Annotated in this window: 21 protein-coding genes and 1 pseudogene; 17 read left to right on the plus strand and 5 right to left on the minus strand. The window is 38.2% G+C overall.

The window, feature by feature from the left end; genetic code table 11:
* Window position 1: 1 nt before the first annotated feature.
* From AAC155_RS08950 to AAC155_RS08980, 7 genes are all read left to right on the plus strand, one after another.
* On the plus strand, window positions 2-121 hold the full coding sequence (locus tag AAC155_RS08950) for a GpE family phage tail protein (protein ID WP_011144425.1): 120 nt from the start codon (window positions 2-4) through the stop codon (window positions 119-121).
* Window positions 114-2,540: a phage tail tape measure protein gene (locus tag AAC155_RS08955; RefSeq protein ID WP_229015660.1), complete on the plus strand. Its 2,427-nt coding sequence runs from the start codon at window positions 114-116 to the stop codon at window positions 2,538-2,540. Before AAC155_RS08950 ends, AAC155_RS08955 begins: the two co-directional genes overlap by 8 nt.
* Window positions 2,541-2,542: 2 nt before the next feature.
* The gene (locus tag AAC155_RS08960) at window positions 2,543-3,007 is read left to right on the plus strand and encodes a phage tail protein (RefSeq protein ID WP_112878681.1); all 465 of its coding nucleotides are present in this window, start codon (window positions 2,543-2,545) and stop codon (window positions 3,005-3,007) included.
* Entirely contained in the window at window positions 3,004-4,089 is a 1,086-nt protein-coding gene (locus tag AAC155_RS08965; RefSeq protein ID WP_113041853.1) for a phage late control D family protein, read from the plus strand. The genes AAC155_RS08960 and AAC155_RS08965 overlap by 4 nt, the downstream gene beginning before the upstream one ends.
* 76 nt (window positions 4,090-4,165) lie before the next feature.
* A complete protein-coding gene (locus tag AAC155_RS08970) occupies window positions 4,166-4,387 on the plus strand; it encodes an ogr/Delta-like zinc finger family protein (RefSeq protein WP_011144421.1) in 222 nt (73 codons plus the stop codon).
* Between the two features lie 205 nt (window positions 4,388-4,592).
* Window positions 4,593-5,699, plus strand: coding sequence for an aspartate-semialdehyde dehydrogenase (asd, locus tag AAC155_RS08975; protein ID WP_113041854.1), 1,107 nt, complete (start codon window positions 4,593-4,595; stop codon window positions 5,697-5,699).
* A 176-nt stretch (window positions 5,700-5,875) separates the two neighbouring features.
* Window positions 5,876-6,031, plus strand: coding sequence for a hypothetical protein (locus AAC155_RS08980; RefSeq protein ID WP_158536527.1), 156 nt, complete (start codon window positions 5,876-5,878; stop codon window positions 6,029-6,031).
* A gap of 168 nt (window positions 6,032-6,199) precedes the next feature.
* Here the strand turns inward: AAC155_RS08980 and AAC155_RS08985 are convergent.
* A protein-coding gene (locus tag AAC155_RS08985; RefSeq protein ID WP_228902760.1) for an IS5 family transposase occupies window positions 6,200-7,038 on the minus strand; the annotation gives its coding sequence in 2 pieces (ribosomal slippage) (window positions 6,200-6,699 and window positions 6,699-7,038; 840 coding nt in all).
* Between the two features lie 165 nt (window positions 7,039-7,203).
* Here AAC155_RS08985 and AAC155_RS08990 point away from each other — a divergent pair.
* Both AAC155_RS08990 and AAC155_RS08995 read left to right on the plus strand, forming a co-directional pair.
* Window positions 7,204-7,851, plus strand: a complete 648-nt coding sequence (locus AAC155_RS08990) for a DUF4225 domain-containing protein (RefSeq protein ID WP_223121418.1) — start codon at window positions 7,204-7,206, stop codon at window positions 7,849-7,851.
* 1,080 nt (window positions 7,852-8,931) lie between these two features.
* Window positions 8,932-9,267 carry a hypothetical protein gene (locus AAC155_RS08995; RefSeq protein ID WP_113041856.1) on the plus strand — a complete coding sequence of 112 codons (336 nt, stop codon included), beginning with the start codon at window positions 8,932-8,934 and terminating at the stop codon, window positions 9,265-9,267.
* A gap of 24 nt (window positions 9,268-9,291) precedes the next feature.
* Here the strand turns inward: AAC155_RS08995 and AAC155_RS09000 are convergent.
* Window positions 9,292-9,381, minus strand: a pseudogene (locus AAC155_RS09000) (type VI secretion system tube protein Hcp); the annotation flags it as partial.
* Here AAC155_RS09000 and AAC155_RS09005 point away from each other — a divergent pair.
* From AAC155_RS09005 to AAC155_RS09015, 3 genes are all read left to right on the plus strand, one after another.
* Window positions 9,356-10,024, plus strand: a complete 669-nt coding sequence (locus AAC155_RS09005) for a pyocin knob domain-containing protein (protein WP_113041857.1) — start codon at window positions 9,356-9,358, stop codon at window positions 10,022-10,024. The pseudogene AAC155_RS09000 and the gene AAC155_RS09005 overlap by 26 nt on opposite strands.
* A 41-nt stretch (window positions 10,025-10,065) precedes the next feature.
* Window positions 10,066-10,395: a hypothetical protein gene (locus AAC155_RS09010; RefSeq protein WP_113041858.1), complete on the plus strand. Its 330-nt coding sequence runs from the start codon at window positions 10,066-10,068 to the stop codon at window positions 10,393-10,395.
* Between the two features lie 90 nt (window positions 10,396-10,485).
* On the plus strand, window positions 10,486-10,746 hold the full coding sequence (locus tag AAC155_RS09015) for a tail fiber assembly protein (RefSeq protein WP_262405134.1): 261 nt from the start codon (window positions 10,486-10,488) through the stop codon (window positions 10,744-10,746).
* Between the two features lie 434 nt (window positions 10,747-11,180).
* On the opposite strand, the gene AAC155_RS09020 is transcribed toward AAC155_RS09015, so the two are convergent.
* Together AAC155_RS09020 and AAC155_RS09025 are read right to left on the minus strand one after the other, a co-directional pair.
* Complete coding sequence (locus AAC155_RS09020; RefSeq protein ID WP_191214811.1) at window positions 11,181-11,813, minus strand: tail fiber assembly protein; 633 nt, start codon at window positions 11,811-11,813, stop codon at window positions 11,181-11,183.
* Entirely contained in the window at window positions 11,813-12,850 is a 1,038-nt protein-coding gene (locus tag AAC155_RS09025) for a phage tail protein (protein ID WP_223121419.1), read from the minus strand. The genes AAC155_RS09020 and AAC155_RS09025 overlap by 1 nt, the downstream gene beginning before the upstream one ends.
* A gap of 97 nt (window positions 12,851-12,947) precedes the next feature.
* Here AAC155_RS09025 and AAC155_RS09030 point away from each other — a divergent pair, with 97 nt between their 5' ends.
* Window positions 12,948-13,520, plus strand: a complete 573-nt coding sequence (locus AAC155_RS09030) for a recombinase family protein (RefSeq protein ID WP_113041861.1) — start codon at window positions 12,948-12,950, stop codon at window positions 13,518-13,520.
* A gap of 291 nt (window positions 13,521-13,811) precedes the next feature.
* On the opposite strand, the gene AAC155_RS09035 is transcribed toward AAC155_RS09030, so the two are convergent.
* Window positions 13,812-14,426, minus strand: a complete 615-nt coding sequence (locus AAC155_RS09035) for a phage repressor protein CI (protein WP_113041862.1) — start codon at window positions 14,424-14,426, stop codon at window positions 13,812-13,814.
* Between the two features lie 396 nt (window positions 14,427-14,822).
* Between AAC155_RS09035 and AAC155_RS09040 the strand changes: the two genes are divergently transcribed.
* The 4 genes from AAC155_RS09040 (at window position 14,823) to AAC155_RS09055 (ending at window position 17,201) form a co-directional block, all read left to right on the plus strand.
* Entirely contained in the window at window positions 14,823-14,987 is a 165-nt protein-coding gene (locus tag AAC155_RS09040) for a hypothetical protein (protein ID WP_191214813.1), read from the plus strand.
* A gap of 430 nt (window positions 14,988-15,417) precedes the next feature.
* The gene (locus tag AAC155_RS09045) at window positions 15,418-15,621 is read left to right on the plus strand and encodes a tail protein X (RefSeq protein ID WP_011144439.1); all 204 of its coding nucleotides are present in this window, start codon (window positions 15,418-15,420) and stop codon (window positions 15,619-15,621) included.
* Between the two features lie 495 nt (window positions 15,622-16,116).
* Complete coding sequence (locus AAC155_RS09050) at window positions 16,117-16,860, plus strand: phage baseplate assembly protein V (RefSeq protein WP_113041886.1); 744 nt, start codon at window positions 16,117-16,119, stop codon at window positions 16,858-16,860.
* On the plus strand, window positions 16,860-17,201 hold the full coding sequence (locus AAC155_RS09055) for a GPW/gp25 family protein (RefSeq protein ID WP_113041863.1): 342 nt from the start codon (window positions 16,860-16,862) through the stop codon (window positions 17,199-17,201). The genes AAC155_RS09050 and AAC155_RS09055 overlap by 1 nt, the downstream gene beginning before the upstream one ends.
* The last annotated feature ends 2 nt before the right edge of the window (window positions 17,202-17,203 follow it).

Consider the following 17,203-nt stretch of genomic DNA (forward strand, 5'->3'; position numbering starts at 1 on the left):
GGTGGCAGATATTGCCACCGTTTTCCACTGGTCTCCGGCAGTGACAGATGAAATGTCACTACCGGAATTACTGGACTGGCGACATCGGGCCATCTTACGAAGTGGTGCAGAAAATGAGTAATACACAGTCACAGCTTAAATTGGTAATACAGTCCGTTAATAAGCTGACCAGCGCCTTGAAATCTGCCCAGCGAAATAATAAAAGGTTGGCGGATTCTCTCCGGCAAAATCGCGATGAATTCAAGCGATTAAATCAGACTTATGAAGCAATTAAACCTTATTCTGCTCCTGAATATGCGAAGGAAACTGCGCATACCAGTAACAAAAAGGAAGAAGATCGCGGTGAAGGTCGTTATAGCAAAATCAAAGAGCTTCGTGACCGCGTTAGCCAATATGGTGCTAGTGCAAAATCAGCCGGTAGCAACATACTGACAACCAGTAAAAACTTTCTGATGCCGGGTTATGATCTTAATGTTCAAATGTCTAAAATTCAGGCACAAACCAATATTGAAAAAAATTCTCCTGAATACGCCATGTTGCTTAACCAAAGTCGTGAGTTGAGCAAAAGTACAGGGATTCCGGCCAGTCAGATTGCACAGGGACAGAGCCTGTATGCCTCCAAGGGGTATTCTCCTGACCAGATAAAGAATGTGATGCCTGGTGCGGTATTAATGTCTCAGGCAAGCGGTACAGATTTCGCCAATGTGGTTGATATTAGTACTAATGTACTGGAAGGGTTTAAATTACAATCCGAAGAGATGGGGCATGTTAGTGATGTTTTGACGGCAACGTTTATTGGCTCAAAAACAACGTTGGCGGGATTGGGTGACACCATGAAATCTGCCGCTCCAGCGGCCACTTCTTTGGGGATTGATATTGAAACCGTTGCGGCTGCTACAAGAAAGCTAAGTGATGCCAATATTAAGGGAAGTGAAGCTGGAGAGGCTTTGAGCAATGTACTAAGTCGGTTGGCTGAACCACCTAAAGCTGCTGCCGCCGCATTGAAACAACTAGATATTAAAACTCGTGATGCTAAAGGTAATTTACGGCAATTACCTGATATTCTCGTTGAACTAGATGATAAAACCCGTTCAATGAACGGTAAACAACGTACGAGTTATTTCACCGCAATTGGTGGTGAAAACGCTGCTCCTGCTTTGGATATATTGGTAAATCAGGCAGGGCAGGGAGGATTGCAAACTTTTATCGCTGGACTAAAAAATGTTCAAGGTGAATCCCAAAAAGTTGCATCTGTAGTGACGAATAATCTCACCGGTGATATCCAAAAACTCAATGCCGCTTGGAGTAATCTGGGCGTTCAGATGTTTTCTGGCGTAGAAGGTCCTGCAAGAGAAGTCACTCAGCAAGTAACAAATGTAGTCAATAAAGTCAGTGAATGGATGGAAGCCAACCCACGCTTGGCTGCAACGCTTGCGACTATTACGGTGGTGGTCGGAGGCATGTTAACTGTGTTTGGCGCATTGGCACAGGCGATCGCTTCGATATTGCTTCCATTAGCTGTAGCGAAATATAGTCTTACTTTCTTTGGTAGTACTGGTGTGAGGGCGCTCGGATTAGTCGGGAATGCTCTGAAAATGTTGGGTAGCACTATGATGATCGTCGGTCGTTTGATGATGGCTAACCCAATCCTCGCCATTATTGGTGTCATTGCGATGGCAGCTGTTTATATTTGGCAAAACTGGGAAACATTGGGGCCGAAATTTTCTCAGCTTTGGGAAAATATTAAAATTAGCCTAAGTGAGAAATGGGAATCCATTAAACAAAGTGTTTTGCAAACCTGGGAAAGTATTAAAACTAATATCAGTAATGCCTGGGAATTAGTTAAGCAGAACACGTTGGATATCTGGGAGAATATTAAAATATCGATTTCGGATAAATGGAATGAAATTATTACTGACGTAATGAATCTGTCAAGTAAATTTAAAGAGGTTGGCACAGCGATAGTTAACAGTTTATTGGAGGGGATTAATGAAAAATGGGAAGCCCTGAAAAATAAACTGACTTCATTGTCTGAGTATCTCCCTGACTGGATGCGGTCAAAGGAAGATATTTCAAAAGACGCCAGTAATAATGTGAGTCCTAATGTTAGTTCGGTTCTGCCCAAACATGACAAAGGGGGCATTATTCCGGCTGGCCGATTTGGTATTGTGGGTGAATATGGACCAGAGATTGTCACTGGCCCTGTCAATGTTATTAGCCGACGACAGACTGCCAAACTTGCTGCCGCTGCGGCATTTTCTTTGAGCATAATGGCACCTTCTGCCGCAGCCAGAACCGCACCATTGCATGTTCAGAGCTTACCGGTTCATGCTTATCCTCAGATTCAGGAAAAGAAAGCGGCCAAACGTCAGATGGTAGAGTATCGCAGTGAATCACCGGTCTATCATATAAATATCTATGGTGCACCGGGGCAATCTGCGCAGGATATTGCAGCAGCGGTTAGGCGCGAATTGGATGATCGGGAACGTAAACAGCAGGCGCGTTTACGCAGTTCATTCTCTGATAGAGGAGAATTCTAATTATGATGGCTGCACTGGGTTTATTTGTTTTTATGTTGAAAACCACACCATACCAGAGTATGCAACATCAGCAGTCATGGCGGCATGCTTTTAACAGCCGTATCGGGATGCGGCCTGCCTGGCAATTTCTGGGGCCGGATAACGACACAATGACACTTTCCGGTTCGTTATATCCAGAAATTACCGGTGGTCGTTTATCATTGACGGTACTACAAGTGATGGCTGATAGCGGTAAAGCTTGGTCCTTTATAGATGGCAGTGGCACGGTTTACGGTATGTTTGTCATTGAGAGTATCGACCAGACGAAAACTGAATTTATGTCGAATGGTTCTGCCCGCAAAATTGATTTCACATTGACATTACGGCGAGTGGATAGTTCTCTAAGTGAAATGTTCGGTGATCTTCAGGAACAATTCTCTATGCTTACAGACAATTTGTCAGATAGAGTCAGAGAGGTGTTGCCATGACATCTGAATTTGGCAGAGGTTCCGAAAAAGGCAGTGCACCGGCATTTCTTTTGGAAATTGACAATAAAGATATCAGCGGGCGCATTCAATCGCGCCTGATATCACTAACAATGACAGATAATCGTGGCTTTGAAGCCGACCAGCTTGATATTGAACTGGATGATGCAGATGGAAGTTTGGTGCTACCTTCCAGAGGTAATGTAATTTCATTGGCGTTGGGATGGCGTGATCAGCCACTGATTAGTAAAGGGCGTTTTACTGTGGATGAAATTGGTCACAGTGGAGCGCCGGACAAATTAACAATTCGTGCCCGTAGTGCTGATTTCCGTGAATCTCTCAATATGAGACGTGAAGAGTCTTATCATCAGAAAACAATAGGTGATATTGTCCATACTATCGCTGCTAGAAATAACCTTACCGCTGATTTACATCAGGATATTGCGAAGATATTTATTAATCATATTGATCAGACGAATGAGTCAGATGGTAGTTTTCTTACGCGCTTGGCAAGGCAAGAAGGGGCAATTGCTTCAGTAAAAAATGGTAAGTTGATATTTATTCGGCAGGGACAGAATAAAACAGCCAGTGGTGCGGTTATCCCTGCATTAGTGATTACACGTCGGTCAGGTGACAACCACAATTTTACGCTATCCGACCGAGAGGCTTATACTGGCGTGGTAGCAAACTGGTTGGATGTCCGTAAACCGGAGAAAAAACATACCTTAACCGTTGAGCGAAAAAGTCAGAAAAATGCTGATAAATTAACCTCTTATTTAGTAGGTAGCAAAGATAATGTATTAGAACTTTCCCGTATTTATGCTGATGAAGCCAGTGCTAAACGTGCTGCCAAGGTTGCCTGGGAAAAAATACAACGCGGAGCAGCGACGTTTTCGATTCAACTGGCTCAGGGGCGTGCAGATCTCTACCCTGAAATACCAATCAAAGTTACCGGCTTTAAACCAGAAATAGATGCTGCCGAATGGACATTAACGACAGTCACTCACACGGTGAATGGATCTGGTGGTGGTTTTACAACAGCACTGACTCTGGAATTAAAAATTGATGATCTCGACATGAAATAATTGTTCTTTAAGTGAGATCTCATTGCTATATTGTTCACATTATGAGAGTTCATGTTTTAGTTAAGGGTAAGAAAATATGATCAAGTGTCCTCTTTGTGGTAAAGCGGCTCATGCACGCAGCAGCTTTGAGCATTCCTGCCATACAAAAGAACGTTATAATCAATGCCAAAATATCAATTGTGGTGCAACTTTCGTCAGCCATGAAACGTTTGTTCGCTTTATTTCCAAACCTGGTGAAGTAATAAGTGTTAAGCCGCATCCCAAAGAAAAAACTAAAACTCAATTGAATGTGACTTGAAAATTAAAAGTTAATGGTAAATATTTGCCACCAAACAGGTGGCTTTTTACTTGGATGCTCGATTTGTTATATATCTTGCTGCTAGCTACGTTGCTAAATATCTTGTGAATTAGTTAATAAATTCACTTGCGTCCCTGGTCATATTTTGTCAGTTTTGATGTAATCAGAATCACTGATCAACACTCACCAAAGTAGGACAATAATGATGAAAAATGTGGGCTTTATCGGCTGGCGCGGTATGGTCGGCTCAGTATTAATGCAGCGTATGATTGAAGAGCAGGATTTTGATGTTATTCGTCCGGTATTCTTCACGACATCACAATACGGACAGCCAGCACCTGATTTCACTGGTCAGCAAGGTACGTTACAGAATGCTTTCGATATCGAAGCTCTTGGTGTTTTGGATATTATTATTAGCTGTCAGGGGGGAGATTATACTAATGAGATTTATCCAAAGTTAAGGGCAACGGGTTGGCAGGGATATTGGATTGATGCAGCGTCAGCGCTGCGTATGAATGCTGATTCCATTATTATTCTTGATCCAGTTAACCATACGCATATTCAGCAAGGTCTTAATAAAGGCATAAAAACTTTTGTTGGTGGTAATTGTACCGTTAGCCTAATGTTGATGTCTTTAGGCGGCTTATTTGCTAATGATTTGGTTGAATGGGCTTCTGTTGCAACTTATCAGGCAGCTTCTGGTGCAGGTGCTCGTCATATGCGGGAATTGCTGGTTCAGATGGGATCTCTACATACTCAGGTAGCAAAAGAGTTGCAAGATCCGGCATCGGCTATTTTGGATATTGAAAGAAAAGTAACGGATTTCACCCGTAGCGGAGTTATGTCAACTGAGCAATTTGGCGTGCCGTTGGCTGGTAGTTTGATTCCGTGGATTGATAAACAACTTGATAATGGTCAAAGCCGTGAAGAGTGGAAAGGGCAGGCAGAAACCAACAAGATTTTGAATACCGGTAATAACATCATTACTGTGGATGGGTTGTGTGTGCGTATTGGTGCTTTGCGTTGCCACAGTCAGGCATTTACTCTGAAATTGAAAAAAGATATTTCGATTCCTGAAATTGAGCAATTACTGGCTGCGCATAATGACTGGGTTCGTGTTATTCCAAATGATCGCGAATTGAGTATGCGCGAATTAACCCCGGCTGCCGTAACGGGAACTTTGAATACTCCTGTAGGACGTTTACGTAAGCTGAATATGGGCTCAGAGTATTTATCTGCTTTTACTGTAGGTGACCAATTGTTGTGGGGAGCAGCAGAGCCTCTGCGTCGTATGCTGCGTATCTTGGTTTAATTATTTTAATCTATTTATTTATGTGAAAATCCACTCGTTATTCGAGTGGATTTATCTATATGGCATTTGATGGTTCTGTTGATTGTTTCTTTATTGGTTTATTTTTGTTATGTTATATAATTAATGTTAATGATTTTTCGGTTTGAAAATAAAAAATCGGTTTTATAGGGGGAGATATGAAGCAAGATAACCTACTGGATTTAAAGGTAAGGGAATTAAGAGAGTTGGCGAAAACTTTATCTTTTCGCTATTTAACTCATAGTAAAATAAGAATGGATTTTAATTCAAAAATAAATCTTTTTGTAGAGGATATACTAAATAGCTTTCCATAATACTGATACACCTATGCCTTTTGTTTTCTTTTTGAACAATATTGGTTCTGTATCCTATCTCATTGATTATACAGACCATTTTGATGAAAAAGCTGTATATCTTGGTACACAAGGGCTGGTTGGAAGTGGAGCATAATTATGAAAACTTATTTAGGTTATGTCCCTCAATTAAATTATGGCCTTAAGAAATAAGCGGATACAACCTAATTTCACCATAGCGATATAATTTCTTGCTGTCTTTTCATAACGGGTGGCGATGCGACGATGCTCTTTGAGTCGACCAAAACATCTTTCTACAACATTTCTTCTTCGATACGTTTCATGGTCGAATTTAACCCGTCCATCTGACCGCGCTTTTTCATTTGATTTATAGGGAATTATCACTTTTATTCCCTGACTTTTTAACCGGTTACGTAATGCGTGGCTGGCATAACCTTTATCAGCAATCACCGCTTTTGAACGACGTTTCATAAAACCGTTTTTACGCTGAATACCCAGACCATCCAGCAGGCGCACTGCATATTGACTTTCATGACATTGACCTGCACTGAGTACCACATTCAGTGGATAGCCTTTTCCATCGACCGCCAGATGGATTTTGGTGCCATAACCACCCTGAGAGCGACCCAGGCCATGATCTTCGGTGACATCGGGATGTTTTTTTTGGCGCCCGCCGCACAATGTGCCGCACGAATGTTACTGCCATCCAGAGATATAGCTGACCAATCAACTAAACCTTGTTCATCCAGTATTGACAATAACTTATTGAAAATGAGGTTAATGAGCCCCGATTTTGCCCACCGATTAAAGCGATTATAGACGGTTTTCCAGGAACCATAACGTTCGGGTAAATCCCGCCAGGGGGCACCGGAACAGAGTATCCAAAACATGCCGTTGATAACCCGGCGGTGTTCAACATAAGGATGTCCCGGCCGTTGAGAATGTTCGAGGGGCAATAAGGGGAGCAGTAACTCCCATGCTTCATCAGGAAGGTCGTAACGAGCCATAACAGGTTTTTTCCGAAAATCAGAACCAGGGGATTATTCTATCTCAGTCTATTGCGGGACACAGCCTAGTACTACAGCCGTAGATACCAGAAAGTTGCATTTTCCTTGATACTCACAATTCTGAGAAGCCGCATGAATTAAGCTTTTCTATGAGTGTCTTTTCTGTTGAAAAAAGTAAGTACGGCTGTAGTACTAGGTCAGGTTCGTATTCACTGTTTATCTTCAAATGGTGCAATTGAGATTATTCAGTTTGAAATAGATCACCTGAAAGAACAAGCTTTCTATTTAACAGCAAACAGAGTAAAGCAATATGCAATAATTGAAAGGGAAAAAGAGAAATCAAGTTATACTAATCTTATATTAAAACAGATTGGGTTTGTTGGTGGTGGCACTCAAATTCTTGCAGGTTATACAGTCTGTAAAGCTTCTTTAGGGTTAGCATGTGCCTCATTCGGTGCGCCATTAATGGCTCATGGGTATAATAATGTTGTTGAAAATGGATATTATTTACTGTATAGAGAAAATATTAATGGTGGTATCAGAGAAGGATATAGGTATGTTGCTAATAAAATTGGTTTAAGTGATAAAGATGCAGATATTACTTATGCAACTGTTGATTTAGTGCTTTCAGGTTATGGCATTTTTAGAAAAGTTTTGAAGCCAAGAGAGAAATCTTGGAGTTTATTTAGAAATATTAATAGCGATTTTACCAGAGGATGGAAAGAAATGGATTCTTTAAGCTTAAGTATGGAAATGGCGGTTGATGGTGTTACTCTTTGGAGTATTTATAAGATAACAGAAGAAGAGAAATAATATGGATCAGGAACTCATTCAGGGTCGGATCTCACATTTTTAATATGGTTATTGTGAGTAAAAATAACCCTTTGCGAGCTCAATAAACATACAAAAGAGATATTAAAACCTATCAATAAAAGCATATTGAATATGCGAAATTATCAATATCCGTGTGACGATTGATTTTTATACAAAGTAGAATCCCGCCCTGGGAACTCATTATATCTACTCAATCATCTGATATGGATTTTTTATTATATTTTTTATTATATTTTTTATTTATAATAATTTTTTCTATGTTTTTTTATTTATTAAAAAATACACAGAAAGTAAAAAGAGTATTTTTCTATTCATAATTAACCTGTTGTTTTTGTTTTCTTTTTGTATAGATCAGTTAATTATATCTAAATTTGGTTATTCCTTAATTCCACCATTTAGATTTTTGAATTTAAATGATGAGGTAATAAGATTAAGTGCGGTGATGTTTTCAATTTTAATCATGATAATGTTCCCAAGGAAGTTTAAATGTTGACGATAAATTACTGGTGAAAAACAATAATGGATTATACCGAAATTATTATTTCTATTAAATCATCATGGCTGGATATATACCCAATGGATTTCAAGATGGATCGCGACGGCAAGGGAGCGAATCCCCGGGAGCATAGATAACGATGTGACCGGGGTGAGTGAGTGCAGCCAACAAAGAGGCAACTTGAAAGATGACGGGTATATTATACTATTATGTTTTATCTCTTGTTATATTGTTTTTTCTATTTATTCTTAAGATAATAATAGAAGAAAAAAATAACAATCTTATGGTTATTTTTGGTGTTATCTTGGTTCTTATATTATCTAGTGCTCAATTAATTTTAACAGGATATGAGTACAATATACCCAATTTTATTAATTTTAAAAGCGAAAGTATAAAGATTGGTGGTTTTATATTTTCCTTATTGTATATTATTTTAATGCCAAGAAGATATTCTAGATGATTTTTTCAAAGATATAATAAAATGTCAGAATTGATTTAGTTACTGAACTAATTGTTGATAACGCTACAGCTCTGAGTATTTATCAGCTAGAAAAGGAAAAATAATGATGGACTATATAGATGTTACAATTTCCACTCAATCTACTTGGCAGGATATTTTACTGTACTATTTTTTATCTTTGGTAATATTATTTTTACTTCTTATTATTAAAGTTATTATAGAGAAAATAGGAAATTATATTCTTTCTGTTTTTTCATTCTTTATAATAATCATGTTTGGAACTGCTCAATTGTTTATTGTTAAATATGATGGTTATCATGAAATTACATCAATGTTTATTAATTTAAATAGTGAGGTAATTAGCGTAGGTAGTGTGATATTTTCTATTTTATATGCTTTGGCTCTACCAAGAAAATTCGTTAATGAAACAAGGCGTTAAATTAAAACGCCTTGTTTTAATTATTTAATAAATTCTGTCATCCCAAATACTATAACCGCCAGTACCTGCGATAAGGTGATTCCAGGTAATGTTTGTATATTTTAACGAAATACTTGGTTTGGTGGAAACCGTGAATTTGGCTCAAGGAGCAGTACCAAATAGCCGGAAAGTGAATAGCAAAGTTCTGACTGAGGATATCAACATTACGTCTCAGGATATTTTTAATGAGCAGGCGATTTATTTGGGTGATAAGGCAAATTTGGATAACTACAAAATACCAGGGATTTATTACCAAGATTACAATATTTATGCCCAAAATGGTGCTAACTACCCTGAATCGCTTGCTGGTTCACTTGTCGTTCTGAAAAATAATGCTGTGACTCAACGTTATTTTGTTTATAACAGCAGCCGGATATATACACGCAGCCAATATCACAATTTACCATGGACACCTTGGGCCCAAGAATATAACACGCTTAATAAACCCACCGCGTCGGATATTCAGAGTGAACCGCGCGATACCACCACGATTGATCTTACTGGCCTAAATACTGAACGTTATTATCCGGTTTGGTGGAGCCTCCCACCTAATGTCGGAGCGAATTCTTGGTTAACACTTCATAGACCCTATCCATATGATGCAGAAAAAAAACCATTCGGTGAAGGTGTGACACATGTTGCCGGATTACTTGCACAAATAGAAGGGGGGATGTTCCGTGGGGAGGTGATGCCCGCTATCTTAATATTAAACGCATAAATCAAACCTATCGTAAAACGGTAAAAGCAATCCGTCACGCCATGATAAGCATCGCCAGACCCGTTGACGGCAAATATCCCCTTTATGGCGATGTAAAATCCGGTGATATTGTAGATTGTTACGTTTATAGTGGTTGTTATTTACGTGGTGGTTTAACCTATTTTACGACCAGCAATTTTCAGTCAATCCGTTATTCACGTGAAGAAGGAGAGACAGAAATACATAGATGGTCAAGTGAAGATCTTAAGCGGGAAATGAAGTGGATGGTGAAATCATTAGCCATCAATGATCCATTATTAGGTGAAGAATATACTGATAATACAATACCTTATTCTCTGGATTATGACACACGTTATCAAAAGAAACCATAATGAGGATATATGATAATATTAAATAAACTAATAGACAAAAATGGCTATGAATATGTTAATGTGCCAGCTGAACCCCATCAATTAATCTCAATGGGTTTCAGTGTTCAAGAAGCTAAAGCATTATATCAGAAGGCCATTATCGAACAGAAAAATAAAGCCTATCACCGCCAAAAATATTATTTATTAGAACAAGCAACAATTAAAATGGCACCATTGCAAGATGCCATTGATTTAGGCATTGCTACTGATAACGAAATAACAATGTTGATGGAGTGGAAGAAATATCGCGTTGCATTAAATCGAATGGATACCACGGCACAAGATATTGAATGGCCAGAACAACCAGAATAAAATGAATCATTTTTATGGTGGTAATTTTTAATTAAATTTAATATTACCATCTATAAATAGCCAGCCATATTAAGTTGGCTATTTATATAATTTAAATTTTTTCATTATATATTCCAAATAATACCGCTGATTTTATAGTCATCAATTCTTATTGCAGAGAAATTATTATTTATAATTTTCTTCTTATTATTAGTGATTTTTATGGATTACCAGGAGACATTGAGTGTTACTGGTTTAATTACAATAATATTTAATTAAATATAGATACATAAAGTTCTGAAATTAATTATGAGTTTTTAACTTCAAGAATTAAAAACGTTTTCTGAAAAAGATGTTAATGAATTTAATATAAAAATAGTTTCAGAAACGATAAATAATTAAAATTTAGTTTATAAGTTTTAAATCTACGGCCTGAAAAACAGGCCGTTATTATTTTATTCTGGCTTTTCAGGCCAGTTAATATCTGGCGCTGATGAAATATCAATTCGGCTCAGTAATACTAAATACTTTTTCCAATCTAACAACAATAGCTTTTCTTTTTCTGAGGAGAATTCAATATCTACAGCATGTTGTAACAATGTAACTGTTTCATTCGCTTGTCGTAATAGTGCTGCCCTCTGCTGCTCTGCCTGTTTAATCTGGCTATCCTTTATAGCATATTTATCAGTTACCCACTGTTTACCATCCCATTTATCAAAATCAGTGACAGGTTGTTTGAATGTCAGATATTCTGGTAGTTCACCTATAGCAGTAATTTCATATTGTGCTAGGGTTTGCATGTTATAAGCTATTTTTCCTCGGTAATCAGGTACAATTTGCCAATAACTTTTATCTTCGTTGCGGCAAACAGCCATGTCATCAGAATCTGGAAGTTTTGGTGCATCTGGATAAGAATTAGCTGGAAGTCCTACTCCTTCCATTAGATATTCTGGTCTGGCACCAATAAATTCTCTGGAATAAGGCTCTGCATTGTAGATTGTCAACCACCCAGACTTGGTTGCTAATCCGTTATTTCCCAATATTGCGGTTTCTGGTTCTAAGGAATATTTTTGTTTCTGTGTTGTCATTACGCTGCTCTCACTATGTAGTTAAATGCGATATTACGGGGACGTACTCTAAATGTAGATAATGAAACTGCACCAGTAGGATTTAATGGGGTCGAAAAATATTGGCCGCTCCCGAATTCTGCTTCCTCAAAATCACTAGCCATAATTTCTGATGGATAATTACTTGAAAAACGATTAATAGGAGGAGATACCAATAATCCTATATTTGCAGAGGCTGCATGGGTGTAAAGATTAGGTAACTTTGTTGAATTCTGGTGGGATAATATCTCCCTTCCTGAATCAATACTTCTCCCATTATCCCAACCTCGAATAAATTCACCACGTAGATCAGGGAGTGTGCCAGAGGGATACGCTTCCCCTAATTTAGGGTACATAGATTTGTCAAACTGCTGGCCACTACAAATAAGATAACCTGCTGGTGCAGTTGGCTTAGACCACGGTAATGGAATACCAACAAGAATATCATCCTCTGTTAATATTTTACGTTTCCCCCTGAAGTTACCATTTTTATCAAAAGCATAAGTGGAAATGCTGAATGCTTCTGAATAACCCCCATACCCGAAAGAAAGCCCGCGAGCATGCTGAGGGCTATCAACGTTAGGGTGAGCTATATGAATTGCTAAATCACCCAAATTACCAATTCCATTAGGTCTTAAAAAACCTGAACGTCCCAAATGACGTGAATTAGGATCATCATAATAGTTTGCAGTTTTAGCTAATATATAACCTGATGTTTTTGTATCCGTATTCAATTGAATAAATCGACTGTCAGACTCTGATTTAGAATAATGCTCATTAGCTATTGCAACATAGCCGTTCTTTCGAGGGAGTTGAACAACATTTATATTTGAGGAGTCAGACTCACGATATCCTATTGCACAAAAAGAATCTGCTTCATGAGAAGTGGCTTCTATGAAGACATATCGACCATCGCTTTTTGTTAGTGACAAACTGGAATAATTTCCACCTGTTTTAATATTGTGATTGCCTGACGTGAATGATTCAGTTGAGTCCTTAGGAAGAGCATTTTTCGCCAAATTCACGGTTTCCACCAAACCAAGGTTTTTAAAAACTCGCCAATTCGTGATAATTTCAATAATAATAGTCTCATATTGGTATTAGGCAGGGTTACATATGGCAAAGATTGGCTATGTTCGGGTGTCAACAAATGACCAAAACAGTGATTTACAGCGAAACGCATTGATAAGTATAAATTGTGAGCAAATTTTTGAGGATAAAATTAGCGGAAAAACATCCAACAGACCAGGTTTAAAACGAGCTTTAAAACAACTTAAAAAAGGTGACACTCTGGTTGTTTGGAAACTGGATCGATTGGGGCGTAGCGTAAAAAATATGGTAACTTTAATTTCTGATTTAAGTGAACGCGGTATTCATTTTCAAAGCTTGACTGATAGCATTGATACCAGCACTTCTATGGGGCGATTTTTCTTTCACGTTATGAGTGCGCTGGCTGAAATGGAACGGGAATTAATCGTTGAAAGAACGAATGCAGGATTAATAGCGGCTCGTGCCCAAGGGAGAATTGGTGGTAGACCAGTGTCACTTTCATTCATTGAACAACAACAAGCAGCAAGATTGCTGGCAAAAGGCCACACACGGAAACAGTTATCATTAATTTACAACATATCGTTATCTACAATATATAAATATTTTCCAGTAAATAAAGTAAATTGTCGATCAAATTAATGTTTGCAGTGCGGCTAGTTAAACGTTTAATTTTGTATTAGTAATATCCAAGGCTAATTGGTTCTTAATTTATGCAAAATATATCAAGTTTCTTTATCTATGCAAAAAACTTCCGCCGCACTATACATACAATAAAGAAACAACGGAATAAGTTGACAATCAGCTATTGCTAGCAAAAGAGTCTATTGTGTATGAAATCCACTGCATCTGGACGTTTTTGGGTAAAGAATTGCCATCAGCATAGGATTTACACATCTAAGTAAATTAATTTATTTACAATTGAAAAGTGTGTCAGTACCTGGAAATCACCAGGTAAACGCGACCAATAAAGTTGATTTCATTAATTGCACAGTCAAAAGTTACGTCGTTATCACAAACTCGGATCTTACTGACTGGGATTTTTGTAATTTTTTTAATGCTGTGCATGCCCTCAATATCAATTAACCATAAACCATCTTGAACATCAGGTTCTTTTGTATCTAGCAAATACCAGGTTTTATTGTTATCGACAATAAGAGGTTTTTTTATTTCTCTGGCAATCAGTTGATTATCTAAAATCACTGGATCGTCATCGCTCAGCTTTCCACCAACCAATTTAACGCGTTGTATTTTCGGGGTAATAATGTTTTTTAAAGATTCCTTTTTCTCTTCTCCATCAGGGAACATTTCTCCTTGTCCTGTGCTTAGCCATAACAATGAAGCATTGGTTTCAAGGTTGCATTGAATAACCCAATCGGCTGGAAAGCTGTCTCTTAAATAACGGTTTGCCATTGTGCTTTTAGACACACCTAAATGGTCGCTCAATGCTTGACGTGATTTAAACCCATATGCACTAACAAGGCGTTCGATAGCTTGCTTTCCTCCACTATCTGCACCCATTTTTATCTCAGTTATGTTTTTTTTCATTGAAAGTACAGTTTGGTGAGTTTGCCGTCTCCACAAAGCCCTCTGATTAAGGGCTATAGTGATCCCAAATAAATTTATTAGATTCGATAGGGGATATTGCATCATGGGCATATAAATTTCAATCTATATACTTTGTGAAACTATGTCATCTAAATAAAGAGAAAAAATCTTCCAATCGATAAAATAAGAAAAACTTATTAATTACAATGGATTGTGATCGGAAAGAAACCTTTTTAACCATTAATTATTTCAATAAAAACAATAATTAATATATTAACACTATCAAATATAGTTCTCAAAAAAGATGAAAAATCACTTTAAATTTTTCTAATCAACGTGTACTGTTCTTATATACAGTTATGTTATACGGAGGTAAGTTTGTCAGTGGACTTTCTTATGGAATCAGTAATAGCGCAACGTATTAATTTTATAGCTAGAATGGCAACGAGCAGTGAATGTAATCATGCTGAAGATAAAGAACTTGCTTTAGTTTGGATTGCTGAGTTGTCGACACCACTTGCAAAACAACTTATTAACCACCACGAAACGCTTGAAGAATAAATGCGGCAGATAAATGTGGGAATTCTGTATGATAAATAATCTAAAGTTTCTAAGTTGATAATGATTGTATTGGAAAATGAGCTGAGAAATAGACTTTACCTATGAATTCTGCAAATTTTGGAAGATATGATTAATTATTAAATTAGCCACTGAAAAGTGGCTTCTTGCTTCTCATTTGTACTGTTTCCTTAACAATATTGTTTCATTGGTTCTCTCCCACTATTCAGCGCACCATAACACTTTAACTTACTGCCTATCTCAATAGGGCTATTTTATTTGCCATTTTGAACCTGGACAGTGCTCAAAATCCTCACGTACTACGTGTACGCTCCGGTTTTTCCGCGCTGTCCGTGTTCAAACTGCCTGCAACAATTACGCCTATTGAGATAGGCTCTTAACAATATTGACTAAATTAGAGGGGGTATACCTAATGAAAATAATTGCACAGCAGAATGATACTGTTGATGCTTTATGCTGGCGTCATTATGGTCGGACTCAAGGCATGACAGAACAGGTACTATTAGTTAACCCAGGCTTGGCCGAATATGGTGTAATTCTGCCACATGGCACAGAAGTTGAGATGCCGGAAATTATGACAGCTACAACGAAACCTATTTTGCAACTATGGGATTAAATATACCCATACTAATTTGATGGTTTTAAACAGAGTTATCACTCTATACCCAATGGATTTCAAGATGCATCGCGACGGCAAGGGAGCTAATCCCCGGGAGCATAATAACTATGTGACCGGGGTGAGTGAGTGCAGCCAACAAAGAAGCAACTTGAAAGATGACAGGTATATATCAGGAAATTAAACTTATCTATTTTGGCTAGATAAATAAACAGTTGAACTGGAACGTTATACTTAATATATAATCAAGCAGCGAAAATTTGAATTTTTTGAACTATTAGAGTCAAACTTTAACAAAAGAATTACCTAGTAACATAGATTACATAAAGGCCTTTCTCAATTACGGGAAGGGCTTTTTAATTTATGTTGTTATATTTTCCCTTTTCAAGAAACTTGTTTTGTCTTTCTTACAATTCCTCTTTGATGTTGGCAGCTGTCTTTGCTGGCATTCTTTCATACATAAATCCACAACCACCAAATGGCATTTTTCCAAACATGGATACACAACTAACAGAACTTTTGCGCTTATTGCGTAACCTGATCAGAACTGGTGTTGTTACCGAGGTAGATCATGCCCGAGGTATGTGCCGAGTCGCGACAGGTAATCTTGAAACCGATTGGCGACCTTGGTTGACAATGCGAGCAGGTCATTCCCGTACTTGGTGGTCTCCTAGTGTTAGTGAACAGGTTTTATTACTATCCGTTGGTGGAGAATTGACCACCTCCTTTGTATTACCGGCTGTATATTCTGATCAATTTCCAGCGCCATCAGCTTCTTCCGAAGCTGTCCATATAGCTTTTCCTGATGGAGCAGTAATGGAGTATGAACCGTTATCTGGTGCATTAAAGGTAACTGGTATAAAGACTGCTAAGGTACAGGCTTTATATTCCATAGATCTTGAAGCGACAAATATAAAACTAAAGGCATACAACGAAATAAAACTGGAGTCATATAACGAGATTAAACTGGATGCAAAAAACAAAATTGAATTGAAAGCACTCAACGAAATTGGGCTAGATGCAACAAAAGAACTCAAAATGAAATCACATGAAGTCAAGTGTGAAGCAGAAGAAAAAATCGAATTGAAGGCATCAGAACTGACGTTGAAAGGAAACACGAAACTGGAAGGTAATGTTGAAAATACAGGCGGAAAACTCAGTTCTAATGGTGTGACCTTACATTCTCACCAACATACCGGCGTTATGGCAGGCGGTGCGACAACAGGAGGCCCAGTATAATGATGTACCTTGGAATGAATCGACAAACCGGTCGTAGCCTGACGGATCTGGATCATGTACGCCAGTCTGTCAGCGACATCTTACTAACCCCCATTGGTAGTCGTTTAGCTCGTCGTACTTATGGTTCTCTGCTACCTGAATTAATTGACTGGCCACAGAACGCGGCTCTACGCCTGCAAATTATGGCAGCCACCTATACAGCTATTAGCCGCTGGGAACCGCGAATTAATCTGACAGCTATCACCATAAATACCCAACAAGACGGCAAAATGACAGTAGATATCTCTGGTCATTATCAGCTGTCCCCTGGGGGGGTTTCTCTATCTATCCCTGTGAGGTAAAA

This window comes from Photorhabdus sp. HUG-39, from assembly GCF_963878365.1.
Classification (GTDB): Bacteria; Pseudomonadota; Gammaproteobacteria; order Enterobacterales; family Enterobacteriaceae; genus Photorhabdus; species Photorhabdus kayaii.

What these genes read in the sequence shown, in the direction of transcription:
- AAC155_RS08955 (WP_229015660.1), top strand. Translation starts at nt 114, where the DNA reads ATGAGTAATACACAGTCACAGCTTAAATTGGTAATACAGTCCGTTAAT.
- AAC155_RS08960 (WP_112878681.1), top strand. Translation starts at nt 2,543, where the DNA reads ATGATGGCTGCACTGGGTTTATTTGTTTTTATGTTGAAAACCACACCA.
- AAC155_RS08965 (WP_113041853.1), top strand. Translation starts at nt 3,004, where the DNA reads ATGACATCTGAATTTGGCAGAGGTTCCGAAAAAGGCAGTGCACCGGCA.
- AAC155_RS08970 (WP_011144421.1), top strand. Translation starts at nt 4,166, where the DNA reads ATGATCAAGTGTCCTCTTTGTGGTAAAGCGGCTCATGCACGCAGCAGC.
- asd (WP_113041854.1), top strand. Translation starts at nt 4,593, where the DNA reads ATGAAAAATGTGGGCTTTATCGGCTGGCGCGGTATGGTCGGCTCAGTA.
- AAC155_RS08980 (WP_158536527.1), top strand. Translation starts at nt 5,876, where the DNA reads ATGAAGCAAGATAACCTACTGGATTTAAAGGTAAGGGAATTAAGAGAG.
- AAC155_RS08995 (WP_113041856.1), top strand. Translation starts at nt 8,932, where the DNA reads ATGATGGACTATATAGATGTTACAATTTCCACTCAATCTACTTGGCAG.
- AAC155_RS09005 (WP_113041857.1), top strand. Translation starts at nt 9,356, where the DNA reads ATGTTTGTATATTTTAACGAAATACTTGGTTTGGTGGAAACCGTGAAT.
- AAC155_RS09010 (WP_113041858.1), top strand. Translation starts at nt 10,066, where the DNA reads ATGATAAGCATCGCCAGACCCGTTGACGGCAAATATCCCCTTTATGGC.
- AAC155_RS09015 (WP_262405134.1), top strand. Translation starts at nt 10,486, where the DNA reads ATGGGTTTCAGTGTTCAAGAAGCTAAAGCATTATATCAGAAGGCCATT.
- AAC155_RS09020 (WP_191214811.1), bottom strand. Translation starts at nt 11,813, where the DNA reads ATGACAACACAGAAACAAAAATATTCCTTAGAACCAGAAACCGCAATA.
- AAC155_RS09030 (WP_113041861.1), top strand. Translation starts at nt 12,948, where the DNA reads ATGGCAAAGATTGGCTATGTTCGGGTGTCAACAAATGACCAAAACAGT.
- AAC155_RS09035 (WP_113041862.1), bottom strand. Translation starts at nt 14,426, where the DNA reads ATGAAAAAAAACATAACTGAGATAAAAATGGGTGCAGATAGTGGAGGA.
- AAC155_RS09040 (WP_191214813.1), top strand. Translation starts at nt 14,823, where the DNA reads ATGGAATCAGTAATAGCGCAACGTATTAATTTTATAGCTAGAATGGCA.
- AAC155_RS09045 (WP_011144439.1), top strand. Translation starts at nt 15,418, where the DNA reads ATGAAAATAATTGCACAGCAGAATGATACTGTTGATGCTTTATGCTGG.
- AAC155_RS09050 (WP_113041886.1), top strand. Translation starts at nt 16,117, where the DNA reads ATGGATACACAACTAACAGAACTTTTGCGCTTATTGCGTAACCTGATC.
- AAC155_RS09055 (WP_113041863.1), top strand. Translation starts at nt 16,860, where the DNA reads ATGATGTACCTTGGAATGAATCGACAAACCGGTCGTAGCCTGACGGAT.